Origin of the sequence: Paenibacillus sp. FSL E2-0177 (assembly GCF_037992975.1) — a bacterium.
Lineage (GTDB): Bacteria > Bacillota > Bacilli > Paenibacillales > Paenibacillaceae > Paenibacillus_AQ > Paenibacillus_AQ odorifer.
Map to the genome: position 1 here is coordinate 1,703,990 of NZ_CP150307.1, position 25,179 is coordinate 1,729,168.

General features: G+C 45.2%; 22 protein-coding genes. 11 read left to right on the top strand and 11 right to left on the bottom strand.

All coding sequences use genetic code 11. The annotated features are described in order from the left end of the window. Positions 1 to 26 precede the first annotated feature (26 nt). From MHI25_RS07565 to MHI25_RS07580, 4 genes are all read left to right on the top strand, one after another. A complete protein-coding gene (locus tag MHI25_RS07565; protein ID WP_076193465.1) occupies positions 27 to 584 on the top strand; it encodes an RNA polymerase sigma factor in 558 nt (185 codons plus the stop codon). Then, positions 566 to 1,699 (top strand): DUF4367 domain-containing protein, encoded by a 1,134-nt coding sequence (locus MHI25_RS07570; protein ID WP_340395197.1) that lies wholly within the window; start codon positions 566 to 568, stop codon positions 1,697 to 1,699. Before MHI25_RS07565 ends, MHI25_RS07570 begins: the two co-directional genes overlap by 19 nt. A gap of 81 nt (positions 1,700 to 1,780) precedes the next feature. Next, a complete protein-coding gene (locus MHI25_RS07575) occupies positions 1,781 to 2,653 on the top strand; it encodes a hypothetical protein (protein ID WP_248547729.1) in 873 nt (290 codons plus the stop codon). Positions 2,654 to 2,913: 260 nt separating this feature from the next. Then, a complete protein-coding gene (locus MHI25_RS07580) occupies positions 2,914 to 3,927 on the top strand; it encodes a stalk domain-containing protein (RefSeq protein WP_076125261.1) in 1,014 nt (337 codons plus the stop codon). Between the two features lie 91 nt (positions 3,928 to 4,018). Here the strand turns inward: MHI25_RS07580 and MHI25_RS07585 are convergent, their stop codons facing one another. Continuing rightward, on the bottom strand, positions 4,019 to 5,461 hold the full coding sequence (locus MHI25_RS07585) for a DHA2 family efflux MFS transporter permease subunit (protein WP_340395660.1): 1,443 nt from the start codon (positions 5,459 to 5,461) through the stop codon (positions 4,019 to 4,021). Positions 5,462 to 5,755: 294 nt separating this feature from the next. On the opposite strand from MHI25_RS07585, the gene MHI25_RS07590 reads away from it, so the two are divergent. Then, positions 5,756 to 6,337 (top strand): TetR/AcrR family transcriptional regulator C-terminal domain-containing protein, encoded by a 582-nt coding sequence (locus MHI25_RS07590; RefSeq protein WP_340395198.1) that lies wholly within the window; start codon positions 5,756 to 5,758, stop codon positions 6,335 to 6,337. Between the two features lie 99 nt (positions 6,338 to 6,436). Here MHI25_RS07590 and MHI25_RS07595 read toward each other — a convergent pair whose 3' ends face one another. Genes MHI25_RS07595 through MHI25_RS07605 form a run of 3 tightly spaced genes read right to left on the bottom strand, consistent with a single transcriptional unit; the run spans position 6,437 to position 9,461 of the window. Beyond that, on the bottom strand, positions 6,437 to 7,702 hold the full coding sequence (locus tag MHI25_RS07595; RefSeq protein WP_340395199.1) for an ABC transporter substrate-binding protein: 1,266 nt from the start codon (positions 7,700 to 7,702) through the stop codon (positions 6,437 to 6,439). A 38-nt stretch (positions 7,703 to 7,740) separates the two neighbouring features. Further along, the gene (locus tag MHI25_RS07600; protein WP_036675762.1) at positions 7,741 to 8,580 is read right to left on the bottom strand and encodes a carbohydrate ABC transporter permease; all 840 of its coding nucleotides are present in this window, start codon (positions 8,578 to 8,580) and stop codon (positions 7,741 to 7,743) included. Continuing rightward, positions 8,580 to 9,461, bottom strand: a complete 882-nt coding sequence (locus MHI25_RS07605; protein WP_076125253.1) for a sugar ABC transporter permease — start codon at positions 9,459 to 9,461, stop codon at positions 8,580 to 8,582. The genes MHI25_RS07600 and MHI25_RS07605 overlap by 1 nt, the downstream gene beginning before the upstream one ends. A 314-nt stretch (positions 9,462 to 9,775) precedes the next feature. Between MHI25_RS07605 and MHI25_RS07610 the strand changes: the two genes are divergently transcribed. Together MHI25_RS07610 and MHI25_RS07615 are read left to right on the top strand one after the other, a co-directional pair. Continuing rightward, positions 9,776 to 10,252, top strand: a complete 477-nt coding sequence (locus MHI25_RS07610; RefSeq protein WP_340395200.1) for a VOC family protein — start codon at positions 9,776 to 9,778, stop codon at positions 10,250 to 10,252. Then, the gene (locus MHI25_RS07615) at positions 10,252 to 10,950 is read left to right on the top strand and encodes an SDR family oxidoreductase (RefSeq protein WP_076125244.1); all 699 of its coding nucleotides are present in this window, start codon (positions 10,252 to 10,254) and stop codon (positions 10,948 to 10,950) included. The genes MHI25_RS07610 and MHI25_RS07615 overlap by 1 nt, the downstream gene beginning before the upstream one ends. 84 nt (positions 10,951 to 11,034) lie before the next feature. Here the strand turns inward: MHI25_RS07615 and MHI25_RS07620 are convergent, their stop codons facing one another. The 4 genes from MHI25_RS07620 to MHI25_RS07635 all read right to left on the bottom strand — a co-directional run bounded on the left by MHI25_RS07620 (position 11,035) and on the right by MHI25_RS07635 (position 15,821). Then, the gene (locus MHI25_RS07620; protein WP_339281831.1) at positions 11,035 to 12,042 is read right to left on the bottom strand and encodes an iron ABC transporter permease; all 1,008 of its coding nucleotides are present in this window, start codon (positions 12,040 to 12,042) and stop codon (positions 11,035 to 11,037) included. Beyond that, positions 12,039 to 13,046 (bottom strand): iron ABC transporter permease, encoded by a 1,008-nt coding sequence (locus MHI25_RS07625; RefSeq protein ID WP_076185325.1) that lies wholly within the window; start codon positions 13,044 to 13,046, stop codon positions 12,039 to 12,041. Before MHI25_RS07625 ends, MHI25_RS07620 begins: the two co-directional genes overlap by 4 nt. Positions 13,047 to 13,051: 5 nt before the next feature. Beyond that, a complete protein-coding gene (locus MHI25_RS07630) occupies positions 13,052 to 13,999 on the bottom strand; it encodes an iron-hydroxamate ABC transporter substrate-binding protein (protein WP_076301944.1) in 948 nt (315 codons plus the stop codon). Between the two features lie 169 nt (positions 14,000 to 14,168). After that, complete coding sequence (locus MHI25_RS07635) at positions 14,169 to 15,821, bottom strand: AraC family transcriptional regulator (protein ID WP_340395201.1); 1,653 nt, start codon at positions 15,819 to 15,821, stop codon at positions 14,169 to 14,171. A 223-nt stretch (positions 15,822 to 16,044) separates the two neighbouring features. Between MHI25_RS07635 and MHI25_RS07640 the strand changes: the two genes are divergently transcribed. Further along, positions 16,045 to 16,878, top strand: coding sequence for a metallophosphoesterase (locus MHI25_RS07640; RefSeq protein ID WP_076220365.1), 834 nt, complete (start codon positions 16,045 to 16,047; stop codon positions 16,876 to 16,878). A 180-nt stretch (positions 16,879 to 17,058) separates the two neighbouring features. After that, positions 17,059 to 18,126, top strand: coding sequence for a serine hydrolase domain-containing protein (locus tag MHI25_RS07645; protein WP_340395202.1), 1,068 nt, complete (start codon positions 17,059 to 17,061; stop codon positions 18,124 to 18,126). Between the two features lie 52 nt (positions 18,127 to 18,178). On the opposite strand, the gene MHI25_RS07650 is transcribed toward MHI25_RS07645, so the two are convergent. Further along, positions 18,179 to 19,456, bottom strand: coding sequence for an AraC family transcriptional regulator (locus MHI25_RS07650; RefSeq protein WP_340395203.1), 1,278 nt, complete (start codon positions 19,454 to 19,456; stop codon positions 18,179 to 18,181). 110 nt (positions 19,457 to 19,566) lie between these two features. Between MHI25_RS07650 and MHI25_RS07655 the strand changes: the two genes are divergently transcribed. Continuing rightward, entirely contained in the window at positions 19,567 to 21,831 is a 2,265-nt protein-coding gene (locus MHI25_RS07655; RefSeq protein WP_076301941.1) for a glycoside hydrolase family 3 C-terminal domain-containing protein, read from the top strand. 106 nt (positions 21,832 to 21,937) lie between these two features. Here the strand turns inward: MHI25_RS07655 and MHI25_RS07660 are convergent, their stop codons facing one another. Beyond that, positions 21,938 to 23,146 carry an MFS transporter gene (locus MHI25_RS07660; protein WP_076185319.1) on the bottom strand — a complete coding sequence of 403 codons (1,209 nt, stop codon included), beginning with the start codon at positions 23,144 to 23,146 and terminating at the stop codon, positions 21,938 to 21,940. A 119-nt stretch (positions 23,147 to 23,265) separates the two neighbouring features. Further along, a complete protein-coding gene (locus tag MHI25_RS07665) occupies positions 23,266 to 24,441 on the bottom strand; it encodes a serine hydrolase domain-containing protein (RefSeq protein ID WP_248547722.1) in 1,176 nt (391 codons plus the stop codon). A gap of 172 nt (positions 24,442 to 24,613) precedes the next feature. On the opposite strand from MHI25_RS07665, the gene MHI25_RS07670 reads away from it, so the two are divergent. After that, positions 24,614 to 25,072 (top strand): Lrp/AsnC family transcriptional regulator, encoded by a 459-nt coding sequence (locus MHI25_RS07670; protein ID WP_076185318.1) that lies wholly within the window; start codon positions 24,614 to 24,616, stop codon positions 25,070 to 25,072. Positions 25,073 to 25,179: the final 107 nt, after the last annotated feature.

The following is a 25,179-nucleotide window of genomic DNA, read 5'->3' on the forward strand; positions in this document are numbered from 1 at the left end:
GTACTGATAGTAGAAAGGAGACAGTCGTGGACTCTATTGAAGAGAAGATAAAGCGGGTACAAGCGGGAGAAGTCTACCTTTTTTCAGATATTATCAGACTCTACCAACAACGGATCTACCTCTACTGCTTTCGCTTGTTGAACAATAAGGAAGAAGCTGAGGATGCGGTTCAGGACATATTTATTAAGGCTTACCAGAACATCGGCCATTTTGAGTCTCAGGTAAGTTTTAACTCGTGGCTCTACAGGGTTTCCTATAATCATTGCCTGAATCAATTGCGCCGGAAGAAATTTCAAAATCAGCTGCGAAAATTACTCAGACAGGATGTAACCACTAAAAGCGCTGAACAAATGGTGGAAAATCAGTTGTTCAGTGAATCCGTGGCCTCTGCCCTGGCAAAGCTTAGCGTGGAGGAACGTAATCTGTTGATTTTACGCATTTTTGAAGATAAATCATTTGCAGAAATTGGTGAAATTCTGGGTAAAAGTACGGTCACTGTTAGGAAACGATACGAGCGGACAAGGTGCAAGCTCAGAGAAGTCATTGAAAGAAAGGAGAAACAACTATGCGCAAGGACGAATTGACTTCCGAAGAGTTGTTTCTGAAGGAGGGGGATAATTCTGCCAAACTTCCGCTGGTTGATGTTCATGATTCTGTAATGCAAGCCATTGGGCTAGGGAATGATCGCTTTGCTATTAATTCTGTACCACCCTTGCAGGAGGCGGACATCCCAGATATTATGCATCGAATGGAGCCAGCAACCTATGCCAAACGATGCCGTAAGCGCATGTGGAGCAGGCCTGTAAGGAGATGGGCAGCGGTGCTGATCCTGGTTGTCTTGGTAGGAGGAAGCTATTCCTTGTTTAAGGAGAGTCCCTGGCAAGCTGCCAAATTTCAATATGAAGTGCTGCCGTACGAGCCGCTTCTTGCAACGAAGGAAGGGGGGACGATTGAAGTATCTAAGAATCCGTTAGTTCCCTCAAAGGTAAAAATTCCTCAGAGAGTGGCGACCAAAGAAGAAGAGCTGCTGAGTGAAAAAAATTTAGAGGCATATAGAGTTGTAGAGAAATTATTACTGCCGGGAGAGGGCGCTTCTTACGTGTTAAAAAAGGAAGGTGCTGGAGATGAACGTCCTCAGCTTGGCAGAGTTATTCCTGCGATGCTATTTAATGATTATTCTAGTTATTTAGCCAAAGCAGAGGAGTATAAGGCGCCATATTTGCCACGCCCGGAGTATTTGCCAGAAGGGTATGTTTTTGATCAAGCATGGATACAACCTGATTTTGAGGTCAACGAGAATGAACTGCTTACCCTGACTGATGGTATAAAGCTGGAAGGCGGTTACCGGGTTATGTGGAAAAAAGAACCTACGGCCAGAATTAATTATGAATATTCGTCGATGAGATACAAAAAAGGAGAGAGTATGGTAAGAATTAATGCCAAACACATCAAGGCAAAGACCGGAACGGTGGAAAGCTTATTAAGGACTAACACTACAAACGTAGAGAATATTCTTGTTAACGGAACCCAACTGATCTATACGGAAACTACAAACATTGAAATAAAGTTGGGGTATAGATACAGACTTGTCTGGACGGATCCAGAACAAAATGTAGTATACGATATGACTGCTGCACCGGAGTCTTCTTCTTTAACCAAAGAGGAGGTTATCCGAATTGCTGCCGACATGATGAAATAAGTATAGAAATTTGATGTCACAAATCCGGTAACGTAAGTGTTATGTAAGAGTACTACATATACAGGAAGGTGAGGTATTTTAATGAATAATAGAAAAACACTCATTGCCATGACCAGTATGACCCTAATGTTCGGTTTAGGTTATGGCTTCAAAGGAGAAGCTTACGCCGAGAAGTCTGTTGCTCAGTCTGTGGAAGAAACCGCCATTAAGGCGGAAGTCAAATATATAGCTCAGGGCATCGATGAAGCTGCCAAAGCGAAAACAGATCAGGAACAAAAAAAATTCAAAAATCTCAAAGATCTGCAGCAGAAAGCATTAAGTGAAGAGCTTAAACCTGGAGAAATCAGATATGTGTATATTAATGACAAGGAATATCAAGCCTATGCTAAGGGATCACCCACTGCGGGTGCATATTATTCCCTTTCGTTTAATACGTATAATGAATATGTGGAAAGGTATGCTGCCGGCAATACCTTCATGCCACTGCAATTGCAAGAACCTCCGGAAGGCTACAATTTTTTCAGGGCAATTGTTTCTCCATATATGACGAAAAAAGAACAGGATAAGATATACTATCAAGTGATCGCCGAGGGTAAGGCGTCCGATAAGAAAATCTATGTAAAGAAATTGCAGGAGAAGCGTACGGCTATCAACATCATCTATAATATGACCACAGAGAAAAATGGTAAAAGAGGAGTTCTTGCCATCGCTGCCGAACCTGCAGGACCTAAGGATACGACTGTTGAATCCGAACCAGCAAATGCACAGTCGCAGAAGCTAAAAGTGAGTGGCCAAGAGGTGGTATACACACCTATTGATAAGATGGAGTACAAGTCAGTTGCATGGATGAATCCAAAGACCCGTGTCAATTATATTATTCGGGAAACCGGTGGACATCTGACCAAGGAGGATTTGATTGCTTTGGCAGGACAGATCATTGAAGCTTCGGCGTAGAATGATTCTAAGAGACTTACTAATACATTTGATCAAGGCAGCCCCCAGGGCTGCTTTTTGATTTGAGTATAAAGATTTATAGTATTCATGCTATTTAGGAGATTAGAAGTGAAATGTGGCGTTGGGCAATGGAAATGTGTCTTTTTTAAGTATTCACAAATAAAGAACGAATATCCTATCATTCCAATATTTACAAAATTCGATATAAAGTGATATAATTTTCGAGATTCATATACATAAACATGAAAGAAGAGTGTAAGATGCTAAAGGTAACAAGCAAAAAAGTCATGTCAATTATTACAGTTAGCTCAATGCTGTTGGCTGTGGGTGCAGTCGCTTATGCAGACACGACATTGAAGAAGATTTCTGCATATCAGAATGCGGCCATCAGCATTGAAGTGGATAATCAGAAAGTGAACCTGTCAAGTAGTGAAGGAACAATGTACCCAATTATCTATGAGGGACATAGCTATGTATCCGCCAAGGCTGTATCTGAAGCACTGGGGGCAACCGTGAAATGGGATAACAGTCGTCAAGCTGTTGTGATCACATCGGCGAACGGCGGAACATCTACATCCGTTGTCCCGGATAAGGACAATACTGTTGCACAAGCTACTGCGAAGCCGGCAACCGTATCTACTCCGCCTGCAACCGAGCCCACTCCGCAAGCAACACCAAAGCCTGCTGCATCATCTTCCGCTACGACTTCCAGTAACAGCGGCGCTTCGTTTGCAGATGCAGTGAAGTTGGGTACTTCTTTTACTTATACGGACCTTGATAACAATTATAGCCCTAAGGGTGATTCAACATCTGCTCAATATACTTTCACTATCAATAAGGTTACGTCGACTACTCTCGGACAATTACATGCTCTTGGGTTTGAGGAACATGTCACTGATCCCGATGTAGCTGTAGATTATGTCCTGCTTGATGTAACGCTTAAGGTGAAAAACGCCACTCTTGTAAAAGGTAGTGAGGACCAAGGGCGGAAGTTCCTTTCAAGTTTTACACCTACCATTTGGGGGGTAGAAACATCCAGTGGACAATACTATATTGGTGGCTCTAGTGATTATTTTGAGGGATCTCTCGGAGAAAATATCGAAAAGCTGTTGGCTGATTTTCCTGAAGTCACCCCAAGTAAACCGGGTTCTTTTGAAGCTTCGGGTAAAGTTGTTCTGCCAATAATCAAAGGCAAGGAGAACACCCTTATTCTTTATAGAAACGATAGTAAGCTTGAGTCCGACAAAAGATCCATCTATTTTAAACTGAAATAGTTATGCAAGTTAGCAGAAAAAGAGATCAACGATGTTATTCATCGTTGATCTCTTTTTTTATGAGGCTTACACAGTGCTGATAACTTTTATATCAAGCTTCTTTGGCAATGATTTTTTTGAGCTTCACCTTGGGTTCTTGCTCAGGGTCAGGCGCTTGCCCAACACGTTTAATAAAGAAAGATAGCAGCAGACCGAGGATACCAATTCCCACAATCACTAGATAGGAATCATTGATCCCTTGAATGGATGCTTCCATAATCATATGTTCCTGTGTTCCGTTCTGTGTACTGCCAGAGGCCAGCATATCCTTCATATGCGTTGTAGTACGGCTTGTCATTACGGTGACGAGCAGGGAAGTCCCAACGGCGCCAGCTACTTGTCGAATGGTATTCGAAATCGCTGTACCATGCGCACTAAGCTTGGCGGGGAGTTGATTTAGACCCAGAGTTTGTATAGGCATGAGGAGCAAAGCCATCCCGATCCGGCGGCCTGTTGACATGTATACCAGATACATGTAGCTGGTTGAGTCTGTTAAATTTACAAAGCTTAGAGTCGTTGCAATTGTAATCAGTAGACCGATTATAGCGAGCCATTTTGCCCCAAACCTGTCGAACAGCTTTCCGGTTACCGGCATCAACAATCCCATTACGAGTGCACCGGGAAGCAGCAACAAGCCGGACTCCATCGCTGTAAAACCGCGGGCATTCTGCAGGTACAAAGGTAGCAGCATCATATCCGCATACATCACGATTGTAACTGCGATACTGATGACAGTTGTTAAGGAGAACATATTGTATTTAAAGGCCCGGAGATCAAGCAGTGGATTTTGGGAAGCCAACTGTCTCCAAGTAAACAAGCCAAGGGAAAGCACACCTGCTGCTAAAGACAATAACACTTCTGCGCTCGACCAACCCGCACTGGCAGCGCGGCTGAAGCCATACAGCAAGGTTCCAAAACCGATGGTAGAAATAGTTACGCTAACAATGTCCAACTTGGGAAAGATGCGTTCCGATACATTTTTTAAATAAATAAATCCACATATGATTACAATGACGGTCAAAGGAATCATGCCATAAAACATTGTCTCCCAAGAATAATGTTCCAAAATATATCCAGCCAGAGTAGGTCCAATCGCAGGTGCGAAAATGATGGCTAACCCTACCATCCCCATGGCAGCCCCTCTCTTTTCAGGAGGGAACAGGGTCAAGATGACATTCGTGAGCAGTGGCATAATAATCCCGGCACCAGCTGCCTGAATCATACGCCCGGTCAACAGAACAGGGAAGTTTGTCGCGACGGCCGATACGATCGTTCCAGCCAAAAATATAAACATAGAAGCTTGAAAAAGCTCCCGCGTCGTAAACCGTTGCATTAGATAAGCTGTAATTGGAATTAGAACACCATTAACCAGCATATACCCCGTTGTCAGCCACTGAGCTGTAGCCGCCGAGATATTAAAATCATGCATTAACTCCGGAACGGCAACGCTCATTACCGTTTGATTCAGTGTCGCAAGAAAGGCGCCCAAAATCATAATGAATAAGATGGGGCCCTTTTTCACGGAACTGCTTGTTACTTCTCTCTTTGTACTCACTCCACTCCATCCTTTCAACTCGTCGATCATGGACTAAATTTACAGTGTGTTGTATAGTTTACAATGCATGAATTAGATTATAAATGAAATTTTCATGTAATCAAGCAACAATTTGCGAAAAAATGTAAAGTAGTTTACATTCTTTGTGAAAATGTAGTTTTTTCTTTTTAAAAAACAACAATTATTTAAAATATGTAGCTTACAATATGAAAGTAAAAGATTGGAGAGTAGAAGATGAATAACACAACGCAACGTACAGATCCCCGGGTACTTCGGACGCGCCAATTGCTTAGAGATGCTGTAATTGAATTGCTTGAGGAAATGGATATTGAGAAAATATCCGTAAACCGTATTGCAGAGCGGGCTAAAATCAATCGTGTTACTTTTTATCTGCACTACCGGGATCTCCCGGATATGTTAGAAAAGATGGCGGATGAGATGGTGGAGGACATTCTACAAGTGGTGAACAACGATGGCAACCATGTTGAATCGGTTGATGAAGAGAATCTGAGGATATTAGAGAGTCTGCTTAAGCATATTGCGGAAAATGCAAAATTCTACAAAGTCATACTCACATCGAAACGAAGCCCGATTTTTACAGATCGCCTGTTTAATTTGATGGCGGAAATCATTTCTGCACACCAGAAGAAAAAGGATGGGGCCGTTGATCATTCAAAGGTACCGATACAAAAGGACATTGCCGTTTGGTACGGTTCAGCAGCTCTAATTGGCACGGTTATTTCTTGGCTCCGAGATGACATGCCCTATACGCCTGTGTATCTTGCCAGACAAATTAGCATGCTGCGTGCGAACTAGCAACGGGTTCCGACTAATGAACGGAATGGAATTAAATGAACACGGGCAAACAGCCACGCATCGTTACGCGGCTGTTTGCCCGTGTTTAGAGCAGGTAAATCACTGCACACTGAGATTATCCCAGTTGATTTGGAATTCCTTCAACATCCCTTCTTTGGTCAGCTTACCGCCGAGATACCCTTGAATGCTGCTGGATAATTCCTGTGGCATCCCGTTCGGCAGGCGGGTCCAGTTCCAAGTCAGCGCTTGATCTTTATCGGTATAAGCCAGCACCTCAGCACCTAGTGCTCCAAGATCTTCTTCGGTTCCCTTAATGTTGTCGAGCGCAGGGATGAATTGGAATTCCTTAGTGATATATTTTTTTCCGGTCTCGGAGGTGACTAGCCAATTCAGGAAGACCTTGGCCTCCTCCTTAACGGGAGAGTTTTTATTGATAACCCAATTGCTGGGTACACCTACATAAAGCTTGTCGTTGTCTTCGGGAGTGTCGTCAATGGGCATGGGCAGGATGCCAAGGTTTAGATTGGGATCGATGCCGTCGATCTGCCCTTGTGTCCAGTTACCCTGCTGCATCATCGCAGATTTGCCGCTCGCTAGCATAGTGACTTGTGTATTATAGTCGGTCGAGAGCGGGTTCTTATTGCCGTACTCAACAGTAAGGTCAAGTAGATCGATCCACTTGGAGAAAATAGGGTCTCCGGCGAAGGTTTTGGAACCGTCTGTAAGTCCGGCGATGAATGCCTCTGGATCAGGCTGCTGGGCGAAAGGCACGTTTACATTATGATTGCCAAGCACGAACCATTCTTGGTAACCATTCGCAAAAGGTGTGATGCCTGCCGCTTTTAACTTCTCGGAGGCTTCGCGTAGAGCGGTTAGCGTCAATGGCTTCTCAGTGATTCCGGCTTTTTTAAATAGATCCTTATTATAGATAAAGCCATATCCTTCCAGATTCATCGGCATCCCATACAGCTTGCCTTCTATAGTCATTTGTTCTGCTGCGAGTGGCTTTACATCCTTGGCCCAAGCTTCGCCGCTCAGATCCTCCAGATATTCCAGCCACATATCACGTTCATTGTTGCCGCCGATGGTAAAGATATCCGGTTCATCTCCGGAAGAGAATTTGGCACGCAGCGAGGCGCCATAATCGGTCCCGCCACCCACGCTTTGCACCTCAAGCTTAATATCGGGATGTTCTTTCTCGAATTCGGTCTTGAGCGAAGCCAGCGCTTCAGATATTTCAACCTTGAACTGGTAGATGTGTACGGTTTTGACTCCATCTGCATTGTCGCTGCTGCGTCCGCAACCGGCTGTCAGGGCAGCCAGCAGCAGGGAGCATGCGAGGAGAATTCCACGTTTTGTTCTCATATTCATTCATCCTCTCTGGCTGAAAGCAACATGTATCATTAGCCCTTCACGGAGCCCTGGGCAATGCCTTCAATAATATATTTTTGCATCACTAGGAAAAAGATGACCACCGGCGTAATCCCGAGTACAAGTCCTGGAAGCGCCAAATCCCACTGCTTCGTATATTGTCCGAAAAAGCTATAAGTGGCGATAGGAATGGTGCGAAGCACCGGATCCTGCAGAATAAGCGATGGCATCAAGTAATCATTCCAGATCCACAGGGTGTTCAGTATGATGACGGTGACGATAATCGGCTGCATAAGCGGAAGAACAATCCGGAAAAAGGTACCATAAGGACTGCTGCCATCCACTCTTGAAGCCTCCTCGATATCGAGAGGTACCGATTTGACGAAGCCGTGGAATAGAAAAACAGTCATCGGGGCCCCAAACCCAAGATATGCTAAAATCAAACCGGCGGTTGAATCCATGACGCCCAAACCGCTGACGACCTGTACCAGCGGGATCATAATAGATTGAAATGGGATAACCATGGCGGCTACTAATGCAATATAGAGCACACGGTTATACAAGCTGTTGTTGCGGACCATTTTGTAAGCGCACATAGAGCAGAGGAACGCTAGCAGAATATTACTAATCACCGTGATGATAAAAGAGTTCAGGAAGGCGCGAGGGAAATTGGTAGCTTTCCAAGCTTCCGCGTAGTTGCTCCACTGGAGTGCGGAAGGCAGCGCAGCAGAGTCAGAAAGTATTTCACTATAGCTTTTCACTGAGTTAGCCAGTAAAAAGTAAAAGGGCACTAAAAATAGAAGTCCCAGCAGGATTACAATCACTTCGATGAGAAGCAGGGGGACATTAAATTTCTTGGCGGTAGTCTCCATTACAGCTCCACCTCTCTTTTCTTGGTTGCTCTAACCTGTAGTAGGGAGATCACGGCCACGATGACGAAGAAAACCATCGCTTTAGCCGAGCCCATTCCGAACCGGCTGATGGTATAGGCTTCATTGTAAATATTCAAGGCTACAGATTCGGTAGCTTTAAAGGGTCCACCCTTGGTCAGCGACAGGTTGAGGTCAAACAGCTTAAAGGACCAGGAGATAGATAGAAATAGACAAACAGTTACAGCAGGCATGACCAGTGGAAGAGTGACATGGCGCAAGGCCTGAAAACGTCCGGCTCCATCCACTTTGGACGCTTCAATTAGGCTTTGGGGAACATTGTTGATAGCAGAGATGTAAATCACCATCAGATATCCCGCATTTTGCCAGACAAATACGATAACAATCGCCCAGAATGCTGTCCCTCCGGTGCCTAGCCAGGGAAGATTAAAGAAGGACCAGCCGGTGGCCTGCCCGATAGAGGAGAATCCTCTGACAAAAATAAACTGCCAAATAAACCCGAGCAAAAGTCCGCCAATCACATGCGGTACAAAAAATACCGTTCTCAGGACATTACGTGTGAACAGTTTGCGCGTCAGCACATAAGCGAGTGCGAAGCCAAGCAGATTGGTCAGCACTAGACCGAAGAAAGTGAACTTCGCCGTGAACCAGAATGAATTAAGAAAGGAAGGATCCTTGGTGAAAATATGTAGATAGTTTCGTAGTCCGGTCCACTCGACATGCCGCGAGATTCCGTTCCAGCTGGTAAATGAATAATAGAGTCCCAAAAAGAAAGGAATCAGCACAATAATAAAGAAAAACAAGGAAGTTGGCCCGACAAAAATAAACTGCTGCATCAGGCGTGATCTTTTTCTATGGTCCATCGTTCCTCACCCCTTTTGTTAATTTAAACTTTTCATTCTATAACCGAATTGGTGATTAACCGAAACAAACAGTAATATAACGCACCAAGTATTCTTAACGAGTTGCGGCATCGGGAGAGGCGAAAATGCCTTTGATAGCGCCGAAAGTGTGCGGTTTGGAGAAAAGAGAGGCAAAAATGCCCTTGATAGCGCCGAAGTCGGCTGAGCTTTCTCTGGATAATTTTCATTGGCCCGGAGCGATTTCTTTTCGGGCTTGACAGCCTTTTCAAAGAATCGGTATGGTGGACTTGTCAGACAAATGGGAGGTAGGGTACATGTCAGGATGGCTGGGGAATCATTTTGTTACGCAGATTGGAATTTTGGTGAATGATGTTGAAAAGGTAAGCACGGCTTATGCGGAGTTTTTTGGACTGGAAAAGCCGGAAATTATCGTTACAGATACAGAAGATCAGGCGCAGACTCGGTATAATGGCGAGGCGACGGTGGCGCGGGGGAAGTTGGCTTTTTTTGATATGGGCTCCCTGCAGCTTGAACTGATCGAGCCAGACCAGCAGCCCAGTACATGGCGTGATTATTTGAATGAACATGGTGAGGGACCTCATCATATTGCTTTTGTGGTTGAAGGAATGAAGGAGAAGATTATGCTGCTCGAAGGCAAAGGGTTCCCACTCCAGCAAAAGGGCGAGTATACCGGGGGGCGTTATGCTTATATGGACACGTTCAAGGAGTTAAAGGTGATTGTGGAGCTGCTGGAGAACGATAAAGATAAAGATAAAGGAGAGGATGTATAGTGAATATTCTAATTACTGGTGCCGGACGTGGACTAGGTTATGAGCTGGCGGCTGAGGCATTGAAGCGGGGACATGGAGTCATTGCCGGGGTTCGCCGTCCCGATCAGGAACAAACAGCACTATCTCAGCTCGCTGCGACCTACGGGGAGAAGCTGACTGTGGCCCAGCTGGACGTGACGGATGAAGAAGGAATCGCGGCACTTGCTGCAAATCTGCAAGGACAAGGCCGGACGCTTGGTGCCATTATCAATAATGCGGCAGTACTGACTGCAAGGGACACACAGATTGAAGAGCTGGATTTCCAAGATATGCTTACCACGATGGATATTAATCTTTATGGACCGATGCGAGTGGTTAAGCATTTCTTGCCGCTACTCATTGAACCCGAGCTTTCGATCATCAACATATCGTCGGAAGCAGGCAGCATTACTAATGCTTATTCCGGAGACTATCCTTATTCCATCTCCAAAACGGCACTTAATATGTTCTCACAGCAGCTGCATGTATATTTAAAAGAACGCGGGGTACAAGTACTCGGCGTACATCCCGGCTGGATGCATACGGATATGGGCGGGGCAGAGGCGCCAACGAATCCGACCCAAAGTGCTGAGGGCATCATGGACTTGATCGAGAAGCGGACTACACCGGAAGGTCAATTCATGTTTGTAGACTATACGGGTAAGGATATGAAGATTTAATAAAGAGTGTTCTAACTAAAAGAGGTAACTCAATAGCCATTCATGGCTTCTGAGTTACCTCTTTTTGATTTTCTATATGCTTATTTATTTCTTAATCAATAAATAAGCAAAATAAGGTACGCCGATCAATGCTACCATGATCCCAGCGGGGATGCCATCAGGGGAGACGAGATTGCGGCCAACGGTGTCCGCGATCAGAAGCAACCAGCCACCCAGCAATACTGCGACGGGAATAAACATCTGATTGCGCGGACCCACCAACGATTTCGCAATATGTGGTGCCATCAATCCGATAAAAGCGATTCCACCTGTTACGGATACCGCGGAGGCGGCAGCTGCGACGGCGATAAGAATCAGGACGATACGTTCGCGCTCCAGATTCAGACCGACACCAATGGCTGATACCTCACTCAGACTGAGCAGATTGAGTCGCAGCGATTTGTACAGGGTAAAGGGAACTAGCAGTAATAACCAAGGCAGTAAAGCCCAGATGAAGGGCCAATCTGTACCCCAAATATTCCCGGCAATCCATTTTGCGATAAAATCAACTTTGGCACGATCTGCGGATGAAATGATTACGATCATAACTCCCGACAGCGCTAGGGAAAATCCGACCCCGACCAAAACTAGCCGAATAGGATCAAGCCCTCTAGTCCGACTATATGAAAAAAGATAAATTAATGCTGCCGTAATTATAGCCCCTATAAAAGCAACCAGCGGCAACGCATAAATGAAGGATCCAACGCTAACCGGGAAATAGAGAAAAAATACAGCGACAGCCACACCTGCCCCGGAGTTAATCCCAATAATACCGGGGTCTGCTAGATCGTTTCGGGTAACACTTTGCAGAATCGACCCAGATAAGGCCAAGGCCATTCCTGCCAGTAGCGTAATTAGAATACGTGGCAGTCTCACAGAAAATAATACAAAGTCCTCTTTAAAGGTTCCATGACCGAAGAGAACGGGAAGCAGCCTGTCAAAAGACAGGGAAGAGTAGCCGATTCCCATACTGGCAATAGCCGTAAGCAGGATCAGTCCGGTGCATACCCACAGGATAAGACGTTGTTTTCGTACTGGAGCAGAGGAAATCATGAGAGTGTTTGACCTCCTTTACGAACAACGAACAAAAAGAAAGGCAGTCCTAGCATAGCCACGACAGCAACTATCGGCGTTTCATAAGGGGCATGGATTGTACGTCCAATGGTATCTGCAAGTAGCATGAAGGATGCCCCAGTGAATACTGAAATCGGCAGAATATAGCGGTAGTCGGTGCCGACTATTTTGCGGACAATATGCGGAATCATTAGCCCTACAAAAGCCATGTCCCCAATTAGAGCGACCGATGCGCCAGTCAGCAGAATAATGAGCGTGAACAGAATCCCTTTAACCAAAACAAGGTTTTGTCCTAATCCGATCGCTACCTCGTCACTCAAGCTAAGAATAGTCAGCTGGTTAGAAAATATTAATGCCACCACGATCCCGATGAGGATCACAGGTGCAATGGCCTGAAGCTGGCCCCAAGTTGTGCCGATAAGCCCACCGGCAGTCCACATGGATACATCTTTGGATATCTTGAAGGCAATGCTGACACCACTTGCGATAGCATATAGGAATGCAGATACCGCAGCACCAGCGAGTACGATACGGATCGGAGACAAGCCACCTTGGCGCACGGAGCCGAGAATAAGAACCAGAACGGCTCCCAGAGCAGCGCCGAAGAAGCAAGCAATCATGGTACCAAAATAGTTCAGCCCCGGCATAAATACGAAGGTAAGCGCCAGTGCCATATTAGCTCCTGAAGTTAACCCCAGCAGGCCGGGATCGGCTAACGGATTGCGCGTAACTCCTTGCATAATAGCACCGGATACGGCAAAGGCGGCGCCGATCAGCATGGCGGCCAGTTCACGCGGCAGCCTGATCTCACGAAGAATGAGGACATTGTCTGCCGTTGAACTTGAAGTGATGGCAAGCCACAGATCATGGAGGGTGGTTTCTTTAGCCCCGAATAACATCGCGATCACGAGGCAAATAACCATTACCAGCACGCTACCAAGCAGCTTATAAAAGAATGGAATGGAAGTTTGCTTCGTAGTCATCTTTATTATTTTCCTAGAAAGCTTTTTTCAAAGAATTCCAGTTGATATTCTAAGCTAAGCGGATCATTAAAATAGAATGCTTTGGCATCAGCTTCGTAAACATGATTATTTTTGACAGCTGGGATGCTCTTGTAGATTTCTGTATCCTGGAAGGAATTATCTTCATCCGCATTTTTACTGAAAATAACGTAATCGCCTAGATAATCCTTCAGCACTTCTGTTGAGAGGGCCACGTAACCATCTGTTTTGGTGCCTTCCTTTACTGTCTCCGGCATACCGAGCTTGAAGTCCCCATAGAGGAGTTCAGTTCCGCGGCCAAAGTTATACCCGTATACATACAATTGCTTATTGAAGGTTTCAATGACAGAGACAGTTGCATCCTCGCCGATCTTCGCTCTGATTTCCTCACCCGCTTTTTTGGTGCGGGCACTAAAGTCATCTACCCAAGCTTGGGCTTCTTTTTCTTTGTTCACCAATTTGCCGACTTCCAGCTGTTGGGTTAAGTAATCAACTTTATTATAAGTATAAGTAACCGTTGGTGCGATTTGCTTGAATTTATCGATGTTCTTAATATCGGAGAGACCGATAATCAGATCCGGCTGCAGCTCAATGATCTTCTCCAGACTTTCATCACTTACAGCTTCTACATCTTTCAATTGCTCTTCAAAGCGCGGATTGGTTTTGGACATTTCATCTACGCCTACAACAGGTACACCTAGTGCCATAACATTACCTGTTAAAAATCGAGTGAGGACAACGACACGCTGAGGATGTGTCGGAACTTCAACAGGACCATTTTCCGATTCATAAGTAAAAGTCGCACTTTCTGACTCCGCAGCAGGAGCCGAGGATGGGCTGTTTGTAGGACTAACCTCATTCTTCGTCTGATTTCCCCCACAAGCACTAAGGGCAAGCCCTAAAATAAGTACAAACGGAATAAATATCTTTCTCATTAAATAATTCTCCCCTTTTAATGACTATGTTTCCGTGAATAATTCCATTATTTAATGAATCCCAGGCTACGCCATAGATTGATTATGAGAATCATTCGCATTTGTAATCATTATAGGGATCACTTATGTGCCTAACCATGCCTTTTTGTTGGAAAAAAGACTTGGACTATTATTGGCCTTCGAATAATGCAACCGCACGTCCAAGCTGCAAACGAATGGAAACTGGATTATAAGGCACCCATTCATCCAGATTAAGCAGATGGATCTTCTTGTTCTGCACAGCAGAAAGCTGGTTCCAATAAGAGGAGTGGAAGATTTCTTCACTGTGTGCAGTGGAGCCTTTTGCGTCTGGAAATACAGTGACTAACAATCTGTCACCGGCATAAGCCTCCAGCTCAGAGACGTCAATCATAAGGGAATGAAACTGGTCGCCGAGTTTATTTATTTGATCCTCAATCAAGGCAGGAGCCTTGAGACCTAGCGATTGGTAGATCACATACCCAACATTTCTTGCCCCGTATACTAATAGTCCATCTGGTTTAATGACCAGAAGGGTTACAATCTCGTTAGCCACCGCGCTTTGCTGCACCACGGCCCGAGCTTCCAGCTCCTCTTGTTCAAAATCGTCCAGCCACTGCTCAGCACGTTCGCTACGGTGAATGGCACGGCCGATCAAGCGCAAGTGGTCTTTCCATCCTAGTTCCTGCCAAGAGATTTCAACAATAGGAGCGACCGCCCGCAGCTGCTCAGCGTTCAAGCCGAATTCTTCCAGATGTTGTGTGGCTGCAATAAGCAATTCAATGTTTGCTTCCAGTAATAACGCTTTTATATGCTCAGCCGAGCTGTTCGTATGGATGAATTTCATAGACTGTGGTGGTTCCTGGTCAGAAATATTTAAATACTCGCTGCTCTCTGAAATGGTAACTGCAGGTTCCAGGCCAAGCAGCAGCAAATGACTGGCATAGGGAGTGAGCATCACCGCTACACGTTGGAAAGGGATAAGATTATAGCCTGAAGGAGATGCGCCGGTCTGCTGCTTAAAGCGCCGACTAAGATAGAACTCATCCTTGTAGCCCACCTTTAAAGCAATTTCTCTTAGTGTGCTTGAACTATTAAGCAGTAGTTCCTTCGCTCTGTGAACTCTCAACCTGGACAGATATTCATTAGGGGTAAAGCCCGTAAATTGTTTAAATAGCGTTGAATAATGTGAACCGCTCACACCCGCAATTGCAGCTAATTGCTCACGTGATATTTTTTCACTGAAGTGATTCTCTAAGTATGTGATACTGCGTTCCATTGAGGGCTGCTCACTCACTTCAAATCTTGTTTCCTGCTGCTCCAGCAATTGAAGAAGGATCTGATGGAACAGGATCTGGTTCTGCACATGACGTATTTCACGATCTGGCAACCGGTGAAGATACAATTCCTTCATATTAGATACAATGGCTGGTTCATGAGGAAACAACAGCATATTTGAATTGGATGTCAGTTGGCTTGTCCGCGTCATAGCACTGGAGGGCAGTGCTCGTGTCTGTTCTTGAATCCGGATTGAAAGCTTATAAGCATGAAGCGGCTGCTGGCGATTTGTAATTAGAGAGGCGTAAGTATTCTCGGGGAGAAGGACGACAACGCCTTCCATTAGCTCATAAGTCTGATGATTGACCTCAAGCATACCCTTGCCAGCAGCAATAGCTAGTAGGACGGTTGAATGCTCATGAATCTGAAGTCTTGGCAGATTTGAGGTTCCATACATCGACTGAATACTATCAGCGGTATATAAAGGGAAATGGGACTCCGCCCATTCTGGGACTACGTTATTCAAATCTTAAGCCTCCGTTACCTATAATTCTATGAATGGTATTATATTCTTCACTTCTATGGGACTAATTATAACATCTCCCGTTTGGGACAAGCCGCATAAATGACCACAAAGTAGAAGAGAAACTAATCTCCTAGATGAATCCATTGGTCCAAGAGTCCCTAAGGTCAAGCGAATATAAATACTACTATGATCCTTCATCCATTTTAAAAGAGGTGAATCTAAGATGAAAAGACAGGTGAAACCTAGTAGGAAAAGAAGACCTGCCTCCAGACTGCAGCCTAAACGTAGTTTAATTCTTAAAGCAAAAGCGCAAATCATTAACTTTGCGGTTATTGGTGATAGTCATGTGGGGTATGGAAACAGCTCAAGCATTTTTAGTAATCTTTTGCCTAAAGCTGTGAATAACGGGAATAAGAGATTTGTTATTTTTGGAGGAGATAATACGCAAGCGGGAGCTAATCATGGAAATAATGCGAATGCTTACTACAAGGACTTCAAGGATACGGTAACAAGCACGCTTGGGAGTATTCCTTATAAAGCATCTATAGGAAATTGGGAGGCAAGCACACAGTCCTTATTCACACAATATTTAGGTGCTGTTGAAGGTCAAATGAATTTTCCGGGTACGCAGGGGAAGGTCAAGTATGTATGGCTTAATTGTGCGCTTGGACGGTTTACTCCGGGTAGTATAAATTTGTTGAGAAATTTAGATGATAGTTTTTATTATATTATAGATTTTCATTGGCCTCTCAAAGTAAGTGGGATTACGGTGGACCCAACCCATGTATTAAGCGCATCGGAGACGAATAAGTTTTTTTCATCCATTCCTACAAAAGTGAGAGATAAGGTGTTAGCTATTTTTACGCATCATGGACATCTGTTTTACCGAAAGCTTAGTAATATATATCCCGGTTACAACAAAACTAAATTTTTCGTATGTGGATGTTCTGGGGAATATAAATGCAAAACAAATGGTGATCGGGGTTATTACAATGCCACATTATCCATCAACGGGACAACATTTAATGTAGATGCTTTTAAGGTAGCGGTAACTTAGCAAAAACTAAGCTGAAGCTGATTTTCGGGAGAAACCGGGGTCAGCTTTAGTTTTTTTAGCAAATAGTTAATAGAAACTCAACAATTCAGTCACAGGATAATAGTAAACTAGCAGGATTATTTAATATATTTGTATAATAGTTTATATATGTATTAAATGAATCATATTGGAGGGCTACCGATGAGAGGGTTAGCATTTAATTCTTTAGAACAGGCGGGTGTCTCGGCTTTTGGTGTGGAGCGCATTCGTACAGCCGCCGCACAAATGGTTGAAGACAATTTCACACCTGCGCAAGTTATTGTTGCTGCGAGAAAGGGGACGCTGCTGGTCCATCAAGCGAATGGGAAATTCGGACCTGAAGCAGACGCAGCAGATTTAACAGCGGATGCTATATTTCCACTCTGTTCCATCACAAAACTATTTACTGCAACCGCTATTATGATGTTAGTGGAACAAGGGAAAGTGGGCCTAAACAGGCCGGTTTCTGATTACATCCCCGAATTTACAGGGGAGAACAAAACAAAGGTATGCGTACATCATTTGTTGACACATACCTCTGGAATTGAGGTTAATGGCGGTTATGATGCACCACTTAGCCATGAGCCAGGTACTGTGATGTCTTACTGTGGATATGGTTATGAGCTGTTGGGTGAAATTATACGGCGAGTTAGTGGACAAGCTTATGATGTATTCGTAAAGGAAACCATTTTTAAACCGCTTGGAATGGAAAATACATATTATCGTGTGCCAATGGAAGTGCGGAACAGAGTAGTTAGACGTGCCCCTGAGGCAGCATGCGCGGAATGGGTAGACAGCGAATACAATTTGAATTCTGTATCTGCGGGGGGCGGCGCTTACTCAACGGCTATGGATTTGGCTGTTTTTGGCCAGATGTTCCTTAACGGCGGAATTTATAACGGAGTACGATTGCTTAGTCCGGTAACAGTAAAAGAAATGACCCGCAATCAAATTCCGGGCGTATCCTCACAATATAGAGACGAAGTTTTCCCTGAAGCATACTGGGGGTACGGATGGGCGATTAATGGCACGAAGCGTGACGGCGGAGATCTGCTCTCTGCAGATGCCTATTCACACTGGGGGGCGGCAGGTCCTTTCCTCTGCGTGGATCCGATTTATCAGACAGTGACGGTTCATTTATCCGTAGAGCTGGATCACCAGAAGCCATTTAAAAATATGTATGTTGATTACTTCAACAATACTGTTCTTGCAGCAATCACAGAGCTGTGATGTCAGCTGCTATTTTCATATCCATTTTGAATTTTTGTTGTGTCTACTTTTCTTAAAGTGTGTTTTCCCTATTTGTTCTAAATTGTTTAGGGGTGATTCCGGTATATTTCTTAAACACTTTGGTAAAGTAGCTCTGATCATTAAAATGTAGGCGTGAGGCGATGTCCGATAAGCTTATCTCTGGTACTTCTATTAGTCGTTTTGCCTCTTCAATCCGCTCCAATTGAATAAAATCGCTGATGGTGAAGCCGGTTTCCTTCTTAAATAATAGGGAGAGATAACTTCTATTTAATCCTGCAACCTCAGCCAGTCTATCTAAGGAAAGTTCCTCATATAGGTGATTGAAAATATAGTTCTGACAGAGAGCCACGGTGCGCGACAGTTTCGCCATCCGGCTCTCTTTGACATGGTCTGCGAAATCGCAAAGGGCATTAAGAACGGCATGATCTACAGCGGGAATATCTTTTAGTTCTTCGATATGCTGGATATGAAAGTCGCTTAGGGTATAAGAAATTTCCCAGTACAGCCCTCCATCTATAGCTGCACGTGTAGCGAGTGTAATACAAGAGATTGCCAGATTCTTTTTGTTACGTAATTGGCTCCTTTTAGAGAGAAGCCCGTAACTCTCTTCGGAGAACGAAGCTTGAACGCGTAGCAGCTCAGTTTTATTGCCTTTTTTGACATAGTGAAAGAGATTTTTTTCTAGCATAGGCTCATGGTGCAGCCACGTATTCTCACGGCGATAAGAAATATCCAAATCCAAACTGCCTGAGGGCAGTTGTTTATAGGCAAGAATGCGGGAGTCCAGCAGCAGTTCGCTAAGGGTCAAGGTTTTTCCAGTGACGAGCGAGTATAGCAGCATAGCGGTATGGTATAGTCTCATTTTATTTAACACGGTCAGGCTGCGATAATAGTTAAGCCATAGCTCCTGAAACTTAAGCGGAACTTCATGATCGCGCATCAGACTTGCCACATTATCCTCCGTAGGTTGAGCATACAATGAAGGGCCAATCACAATGCTTCCCTCGTTGCTCTTGTCTGAGGGTAGATGGAGAATAATGTAATTCTCTAGAAAATTTGTGGTACGAACGATTGGTACAGTAGAAGTCGGTCCATTGCCATTAGAGTTGTTCTCACGATAAGAAGATTTAGTAATTTCAGAAAGTGACTCAGTAAGATTATGAACCCAAGGGGCGCCCTCGAAGGAGGAAGGCATAGCAAATTCAATTTCCCGAGTGGCGTCGAGCAGGAACACGGGAATTTGCTGTGACTCATACATCACTTTACAGATATATTGGACTCTTTCCTTATCCTCCAAATGATCTAACATGTTATGACCTCCTCACCTAACAAGAATACCAAAAACACAATAATAATGCCATAAATCAAGCATGAAGTATATTAAAATGGGGATAGTATACATTCAGAGGAGGCATTTTTATGAAAACCAAAATTCATGAACTCATATCACAATTGACCCTTGAGGAGAAAGCGGGACTCTGTTCAGGGCTTGATTTCTGGCATACCAAGGGGATTGAACGACTCGGAATCCCTTCTTTGATGGTAACGGACGGACCCCATGGTTTACGCAAGCAAAAAGAGAGTGCCGATCACCTCGGGCTTCATAACAGTGTTCCCGCAACTTGTTTTCCTTCAGCAGCAGGGTTGGCTTCTTCGTGGGATCGGGCACTAATTGAGCGAGTGGGGAAGGCGCTTGGTAAGGAGTGCCAGGCAGAAAACGTTGCTGTTCTGTTGGGACCGGGGACGAATATTAAACGCTCTCCACTGAACGGTCGTAACTTTGAATATTTCTCGGAAGACCCTTATCTTTCTGCGGAGATGGGGGGGAACCATATCAAAGGTGTGCAAAGCGAAGGAGTCGGCACCTCGCTTAAGCATTTTGCCGCCAATAATCAGGAACACCGGAGAATGTCGGTAGATGCCGTTATTGATGAACGGACGCTGCGGGAGATTTATCTGGCTAGCTTTGAAGGTGCAGTTAAGAACAGTCAACCTTGGAGCGTAATGTGTTCTTACAACCGGGTTAACGGTGAATACGCTTCTGAGAGTGAAACGCTTCTAACGCGGATTCTTAGAGATGAATGGGGTTTCGAAGGATTTGTAGTTTCGGATTGGGGTGCGGTCAATGAGCGAGTGAAGGCGCTGCAAGCAGGGCTGGAGCTGGAAATGCCGTCAACGGGAGGACTTGGCGATGCCAAGATTGTCGCAGCCGTGCAAAGTGGGGAACTAGCTGAAGAAACGTTAAACCTTGCGGTGGAGCGGCTGCTCACTTTTATTTTTAAGGCGGTAGACAATCGTAAAGATAATACTTCATTTAATGCTGAAGAGCATCACCAACTGGCACGGAAAGTGGCGAGGGAAAGCATGGTGCTTCTTAGAAATGAGGAGGAAGTTCTACCCTTATCTAAACAAGGTACTATTGCGATCATTGGGGAATTTGCTAAAAATCCGCGTTATCAAGGTGGGGGAAGCTCGCATGTGAATCCAACACAATTGGATGATGCTTTTGAAGAGATGAGAGGTCTTGCGGGGTCTGCTGAGCTGCTATATGCCCAAGGATATGAACTGGAGCATGATGAGATTAATGAGGTTTTGCTGCAAGAGGCAAGAGAAACAGCGGCAAAAGGTGATGTAGCGGTGTTGTTCCTTGGACTGCCGGATAATTATGAGTCAGAGGGTTATGATCGCAGCCACTTGTCTCTTCCAGAGAGCCATAAAGCGCTGATCGATGTGGTAGCTGAGGTCCAGAGTAATATCGTTGTTGTACTCAGTAATGGCTCACCTGTAGAGATGCCTTGGATTGATAAAACAAAAGGAGTCCTTGAGGGTTATCTAGGTGGGCAGGCGTTTGGGGGTGCCGTAGCAGATTTATTGTTTGGAGAGGTCAGCCCAAGCGGTAAACTGGCAGAGACATTCCCCATGAAGCTGAGCGACAATCCATCCTTTCTTAATTTCCCGGGGGAAGGGGATAAGGTAGAGTATAAGGAAGGTTTGTTCGTAGGTTATCGTTATTATGATAAAAAAGAGATAAAACCGCTGTTTCCTTTCGGCTTTGGTCTCAGCTACACAGAGTTTCAATACAGTCATTTAACAATTTCCAAGAGCAGCATAAAGGACACCGAGACTGTTCAGGTTAAGGCTACCGTTAAAAATACGGGCACTCGCGCAGGAAAAGAAATCGTTCAGCTCTATGTTAGTGATGTGGAGAGCAGCGTGATCCGTCCACTGAAGGAACTAAAAGGCTTCCAGAAGCTAGAGCTTCAGCCTGAAGAAGAGCAGGAGGTAACCTTTGAGTTAGATAAACGCTCCTTTGCTTATTACAACGTTAACATTGGTGATTGGCATGTGGAAAGTGGAGATTTTGAAATTGCTATTGGCTCATCATCGCGGGATATTCGTCTGACAACTTGTATCGGAGTAGAATCGACCAATCCGCTTACGATGCGTTATCATCGGAATAGTACTATTGGTGATTTGCTGGATAATCCACGGACAGCGGAAAAAGTGAAGAAATTCAGCAGTGTTTTTGGCTTAGAGGGTGCGATGGATGATAACCCGGAAATGTACATGGCGATGATGAAATATATGCCGCTGCGGGCAATGATCGGTTTCGGCCAAGGGAAATACACGGAAGAAGATTTAGCCAAGGATCTGCAAGAATTTAATACATTGGCTACTAAGTAGAAGTAAGCCAGTGGCACATATTAGTCCTATCTAATATGCACCACTGGCCTTATTTGTGTAAATTTCTTGTCTGGATACCGTTACCCATTAACTCGATAGGTATGCCTCAACGTTTCCTTGAAGGAAATCCGTAATCTTTAGCGCGCCACGCTACTAGCAGCGCAAGAATCAATAGTATAAACATTACCCACGGGAAGGAGCGGACACCAAGTGTTTCAATAAGAATTCCGCCTATCACTCCGCCACCGCCAATAGCTAGGTTCCATGCCGTCACCAGCATCGATTGGGCCACATCTGCACTTTCGCCAGCGGTTTCGGCAACGGCTGTCTGTAGCAAAGTAGCTGCTCCTCCGAACGTCAACCCCCATACACCAACCACTAAATAGATCACTATGGGCTGGCTGCTACTAATGCCTAGTACAATGGATGACAAGGCAAAAGCAGCTAGGCTGATCAGAACCAATGGACGCAGTTTGCGGTCGATCAAAATACCGATGACCCAGATGCCAACAAGCGCTGTAATGCCGAAAACAAGCAATACCAAGTCAACCCGCTGGGTTAGCCCGGCCTGAGTAAGATAGGGGGCAATATAGGTATACAAGATGTTGTGTGCTAGTACCCATACCAGAACGACAAACAATACCGGCCGTACCCCCGGAATAACAAAAACCTTGTAGAGAGGGAGCCGTTTATCAGGGGCTTCTCCTGGATAGTCCGGTAGCTTCCAAAATACCCAAGCGATCAGCATGAGAGCTAATAGCGACATGAACCCGAAGATAGAGCGCCAGCCTACAAGGGTGCCAAGAAGGGTTCCAGCAGGGACACCGAGTGCCAGAGCGAGAGGTGTGCCAACCATCGCTACCGCCATTGCTCGTCCTTTGAGTGACTCCGGCACCATGCGCCGGGCGTAACCTGCTATCATGCCCCATAAGACTCCAGCGGATACGCCGGCGAAGAACCGAGCTGTTAGCGTAAGTATATAATTGGAAGAAAAAGTGGTGACGGTGTTGAATATGAGAAAACCAAGGATGCACATTAGTAGCAGTGGTCGCCGCCGCCATCCACGCGTCACGGTAGTTAAGGGAATCGCGGCCAACAGGGAACCAAGAGCATACAAAGTGACAAGTTGACCGGCAAGGGCCTCGGAGACACCAAGCCCCTCACCTATTTGGAGCAACAAGCCTGCCGGAATCGTTTCGGTAAGAATACAGATAAACCCCGTCATAGCTAAGGCGAGTAATCCAGCCCATGGCAGACGTTCAGAAGAGGGAGTGCTGGGGGCACTTTGTGTGGCAGAAGATGTGTTTTGGCTCATAGAGAGGCCCCTCTCTTATATAATTTTAGCAAACTCAATGATATAGACGACGAATAGGGTCTACTGGACAGAGAGCCTAGGCTGGTTCATTCCGGACCCAGGCTTCTTGTGTTCATGCTCTATTTATTACGTCTATCATAAATGGCATCACAAAGGTCTACAGTAAACTGACCCGACATGCCTTCCAATGCGGTATTAGTGAAAGCGACGACACTGAGGCGTTGCTTGGGATCTACGAACCACGAATGACCATAAGTACCACCCATGCGCCAAGTACCCGGAGATTCTGGAGTGTCTGCGGCGACAGGATCCTTTAGTACCGTGATGCCTAGGCCAAAGCCTCGTCCTGGCCAGAAGGCCATTGGCAGATCACCGATCTGGTTGGTCGTCATATCGTGAACCAGTGACTCCGGTAGCAGCGGCGCTCCGCCCTTACGTAATGTTTCCAGCAGTTGCAAAAAATCTCCGGCGCTGCCGACCATGCCAGCTCCTCCAGAAGGATAGGCAGTAGTGTCAAGTGCTCGGCTAGGGGCAAGCAGGAACCCAGCCGTTCCCTCCACAAAGGCAATACTGTCAGGATCAAGTAAGGGCCGTGGCTCTGGAGTATCATTGGCATAGGAAGTGGCCAGCCGTTCTCGATCGACTGCAATAAAACCCGTGTCGCTCATGCCAAGCGGCTTGGTCACGAGTGAATGTACAGCCTCACTGAGCGGTGTTTCTGTGACCTTTGCAATTACTGCTCCCAGCACATCTGTCGCGATGGAATATTTCCACTCGGTACCTGGCGTATAAAGGAGGGGGACAGAGGCAAGACGGCGCAGGTTCTCTTCCAATGTGATGCCGGACTGATCCATACCATCTGATACCCCTGCTGACTGATAGGAACCCTTCTCTTCTTGGAAAAATCGGTAAGACAGGCCCGCGGTGTGCGTCATCAAATGACGAATCGTCAAGGAAGCGAACTCGCCATTCTGCAAACGCGGCTGAAACTCTGGAAGCCAACGATCAACGCGGTCGTCCAGTTGTAGACGACCTTGCGCAACTAATACTAGGCCTGCCGTTGAAACGATAGGTTTAGTAACTGAAGCGAGCCGGAATAAGGCATCTTCTCGCATAAGTCGGCCTAGCTCGCGGTCGGCAAAACCGGCAGCACGGCTATAAACCAGTTCCCCATCTATCGCCACTTTAATGACAGCACCGACCAAGCGCTTGTCAGCGAGGGTTCGATCGATTACTCTATCGATGCGACCTGATAAACATTCTGTAATTATTTTATTTGAATCCAATATACTCAACGGTCTTCATCCCTTCGGAATAGTTAAAGTCAAGAACACTTTACTATTGTAGGGTTATTATATATAACAAGTTATCTTGATTACATAAGGCAACTAAGCTAAATTAGCTTTATAACGGTTAATTACAATCTAGTTAATATAGAAAACCTTAAATTTAAAGGAGGCGATTTTGATGGACCATGTTGATAAGCAAATTCTTTTCCATCTTCAAAATCAAGCAAGAATTTCTATGACAGAGCTGGGCAAATGTGTCGGTTTATCGCAACCTGCGGTTACGGAGAGAGTTAGGCGTATGGAGGAAAAAGGCATCATCAGCGAATATCGCACCATAATTTCTCCTGAAAAGATTGGGAAACAAGCAGCTGCCTACATGTTATTTCATTCTAGGGATTGTAATGCATTCCTTGATTTCTGCCGCTCAAGTCCTGATGTCGTCGAATGTTACCGTATAAGTGGGGAACACAACTACTTATTGAAGGTAGTAACCGACTCTACACGAGCCCTCGAGGAGTTCGGAAATCAATGTGACAAATACGGTACTTACACGATTCTGATCGTGATGTCATCGCCAATCGATCATAAATTTCTTATACCCTCGCTTGAAGAAGCAAGCCTAAACTTGCTGAGTTAGATTTTAAACATAATCCGTTAGCCTGTCGTAACAAAAAAAAGACTCTTCTATATAAATAGAGGAGTCTTTTTGGTTTAGATATTGTAATAAAAATGATTGCAGCTGCT

Bases quoted from the DNA above. Each gene is read 5' to 3' on its own strand.
- MHI25_RS07570 (WP_340395197.1), top strand. From the start codon at position 566: ATGCGCAAGGACGAATTGACTTCCGAAGAGTTGTTTCTGAAGGAGGGG.
- MHI25_RS07575 (WP_248547729.1), top strand. From the start codon at position 1,781: ATGAATAATAGAAAAACACTCATTGCCATGACCAGTATGACCCTAATG.
- MHI25_RS07580 (WP_076125261.1), top strand. From the start codon at position 2,914: ATGCTAAAGGTAACAAGCAAAAAAGTCATGTCAATTATTACAGTTAGC.
- MHI25_RS07585 (WP_340395660.1), bottom strand. From the start codon at position 5,461: ATGATTTTGGGCGCCTTTCTTGCGACACTGAATCAAACGGTAATGAGC.
- MHI25_RS07590 (WP_340395198.1), top strand. From the start codon at position 5,756: ATGAATAACACAACGCAACGTACAGATCCCCGGGTACTTCGGACGCGC.
- MHI25_RS07595 (WP_340395199.1), bottom strand. From the start codon at position 7,702: ATGAGAACAAAACGTGGAATTCTCCTCGCATGCTCCCTGCTGCTGGCT.
- MHI25_RS07600 (WP_036675762.1), bottom strand. From the start codon at position 8,580: ATGGAGACTACCGCCAAGAAATTTAATGTCCCCCTGCTTCTCATCGAA.
- MHI25_RS07605 (WP_076125253.1), bottom strand. From the start codon at position 9,461: ATGGACCATAGAAAAAGATCACGCCTGATGCAGCAGTTTATTTTTGTC.
- MHI25_RS07610 (WP_340395200.1), top strand. From the start codon at position 9,776: ATGTCAGGATGGCTGGGGAATCATTTTGTTACGCAGATTGGAATTTTG.
- MHI25_RS07620 (WP_339281831.1), bottom strand. From the start codon at position 12,042: ATGATTTCCTCTGCTCCAGTACGAAAACAACGTCTTATCCTGTGGGTA.
- MHI25_RS07625 (WP_076185325.1), bottom strand. From the start codon at position 13,046: ATGACTACGAAGCAAACTTCCATTCCATTCTTTTATAAGCTGCTTGGT.
- MHI25_RS07630 (WP_076301944.1), bottom strand. From the start codon at position 13,999: ATGAGAAAGATATTTATTCCGTTTGTACTTATTTTAGGGCTTGCCCTT.
- MHI25_RS07640 (WP_076220365.1), top strand. From the start codon at position 16,045: ATGAAAAGACAGGTGAAACCTAGTAGGAAAAGAAGACCTGCCTCCAGA.
- MHI25_RS07645 (WP_340395202.1), top strand. From the start codon at position 17,059: ATGAGAGGGTTAGCATTTAATTCTTTAGAACAGGCGGGTGTCTCGGCT.
- MHI25_RS07650 (WP_340395203.1), bottom strand. From the start codon at position 19,456: ATGTTAGATCATTTGGAGGATAAGGAAAGAGTCCAATATATCTGTAAA.
- MHI25_RS07655 (WP_076301941.1), top strand. From the start codon at position 19,567: ATGAAAACCAAAATTCATGAACTCATATCACAATTGACCCTTGAGGAG.
- MHI25_RS07660 (WP_076185319.1), bottom strand. From the start codon at position 23,146: ATGAGCCAAAACACATCTTCTGCCACACAAAGTGCCCCCAGCACTCCC.
- MHI25_RS07670 (WP_076185318.1), top strand. From the start codon at position 24,614: ATGGACCATGTTGATAAGCAAATTCTTTTCCATCTTCAAAATCAAGCA.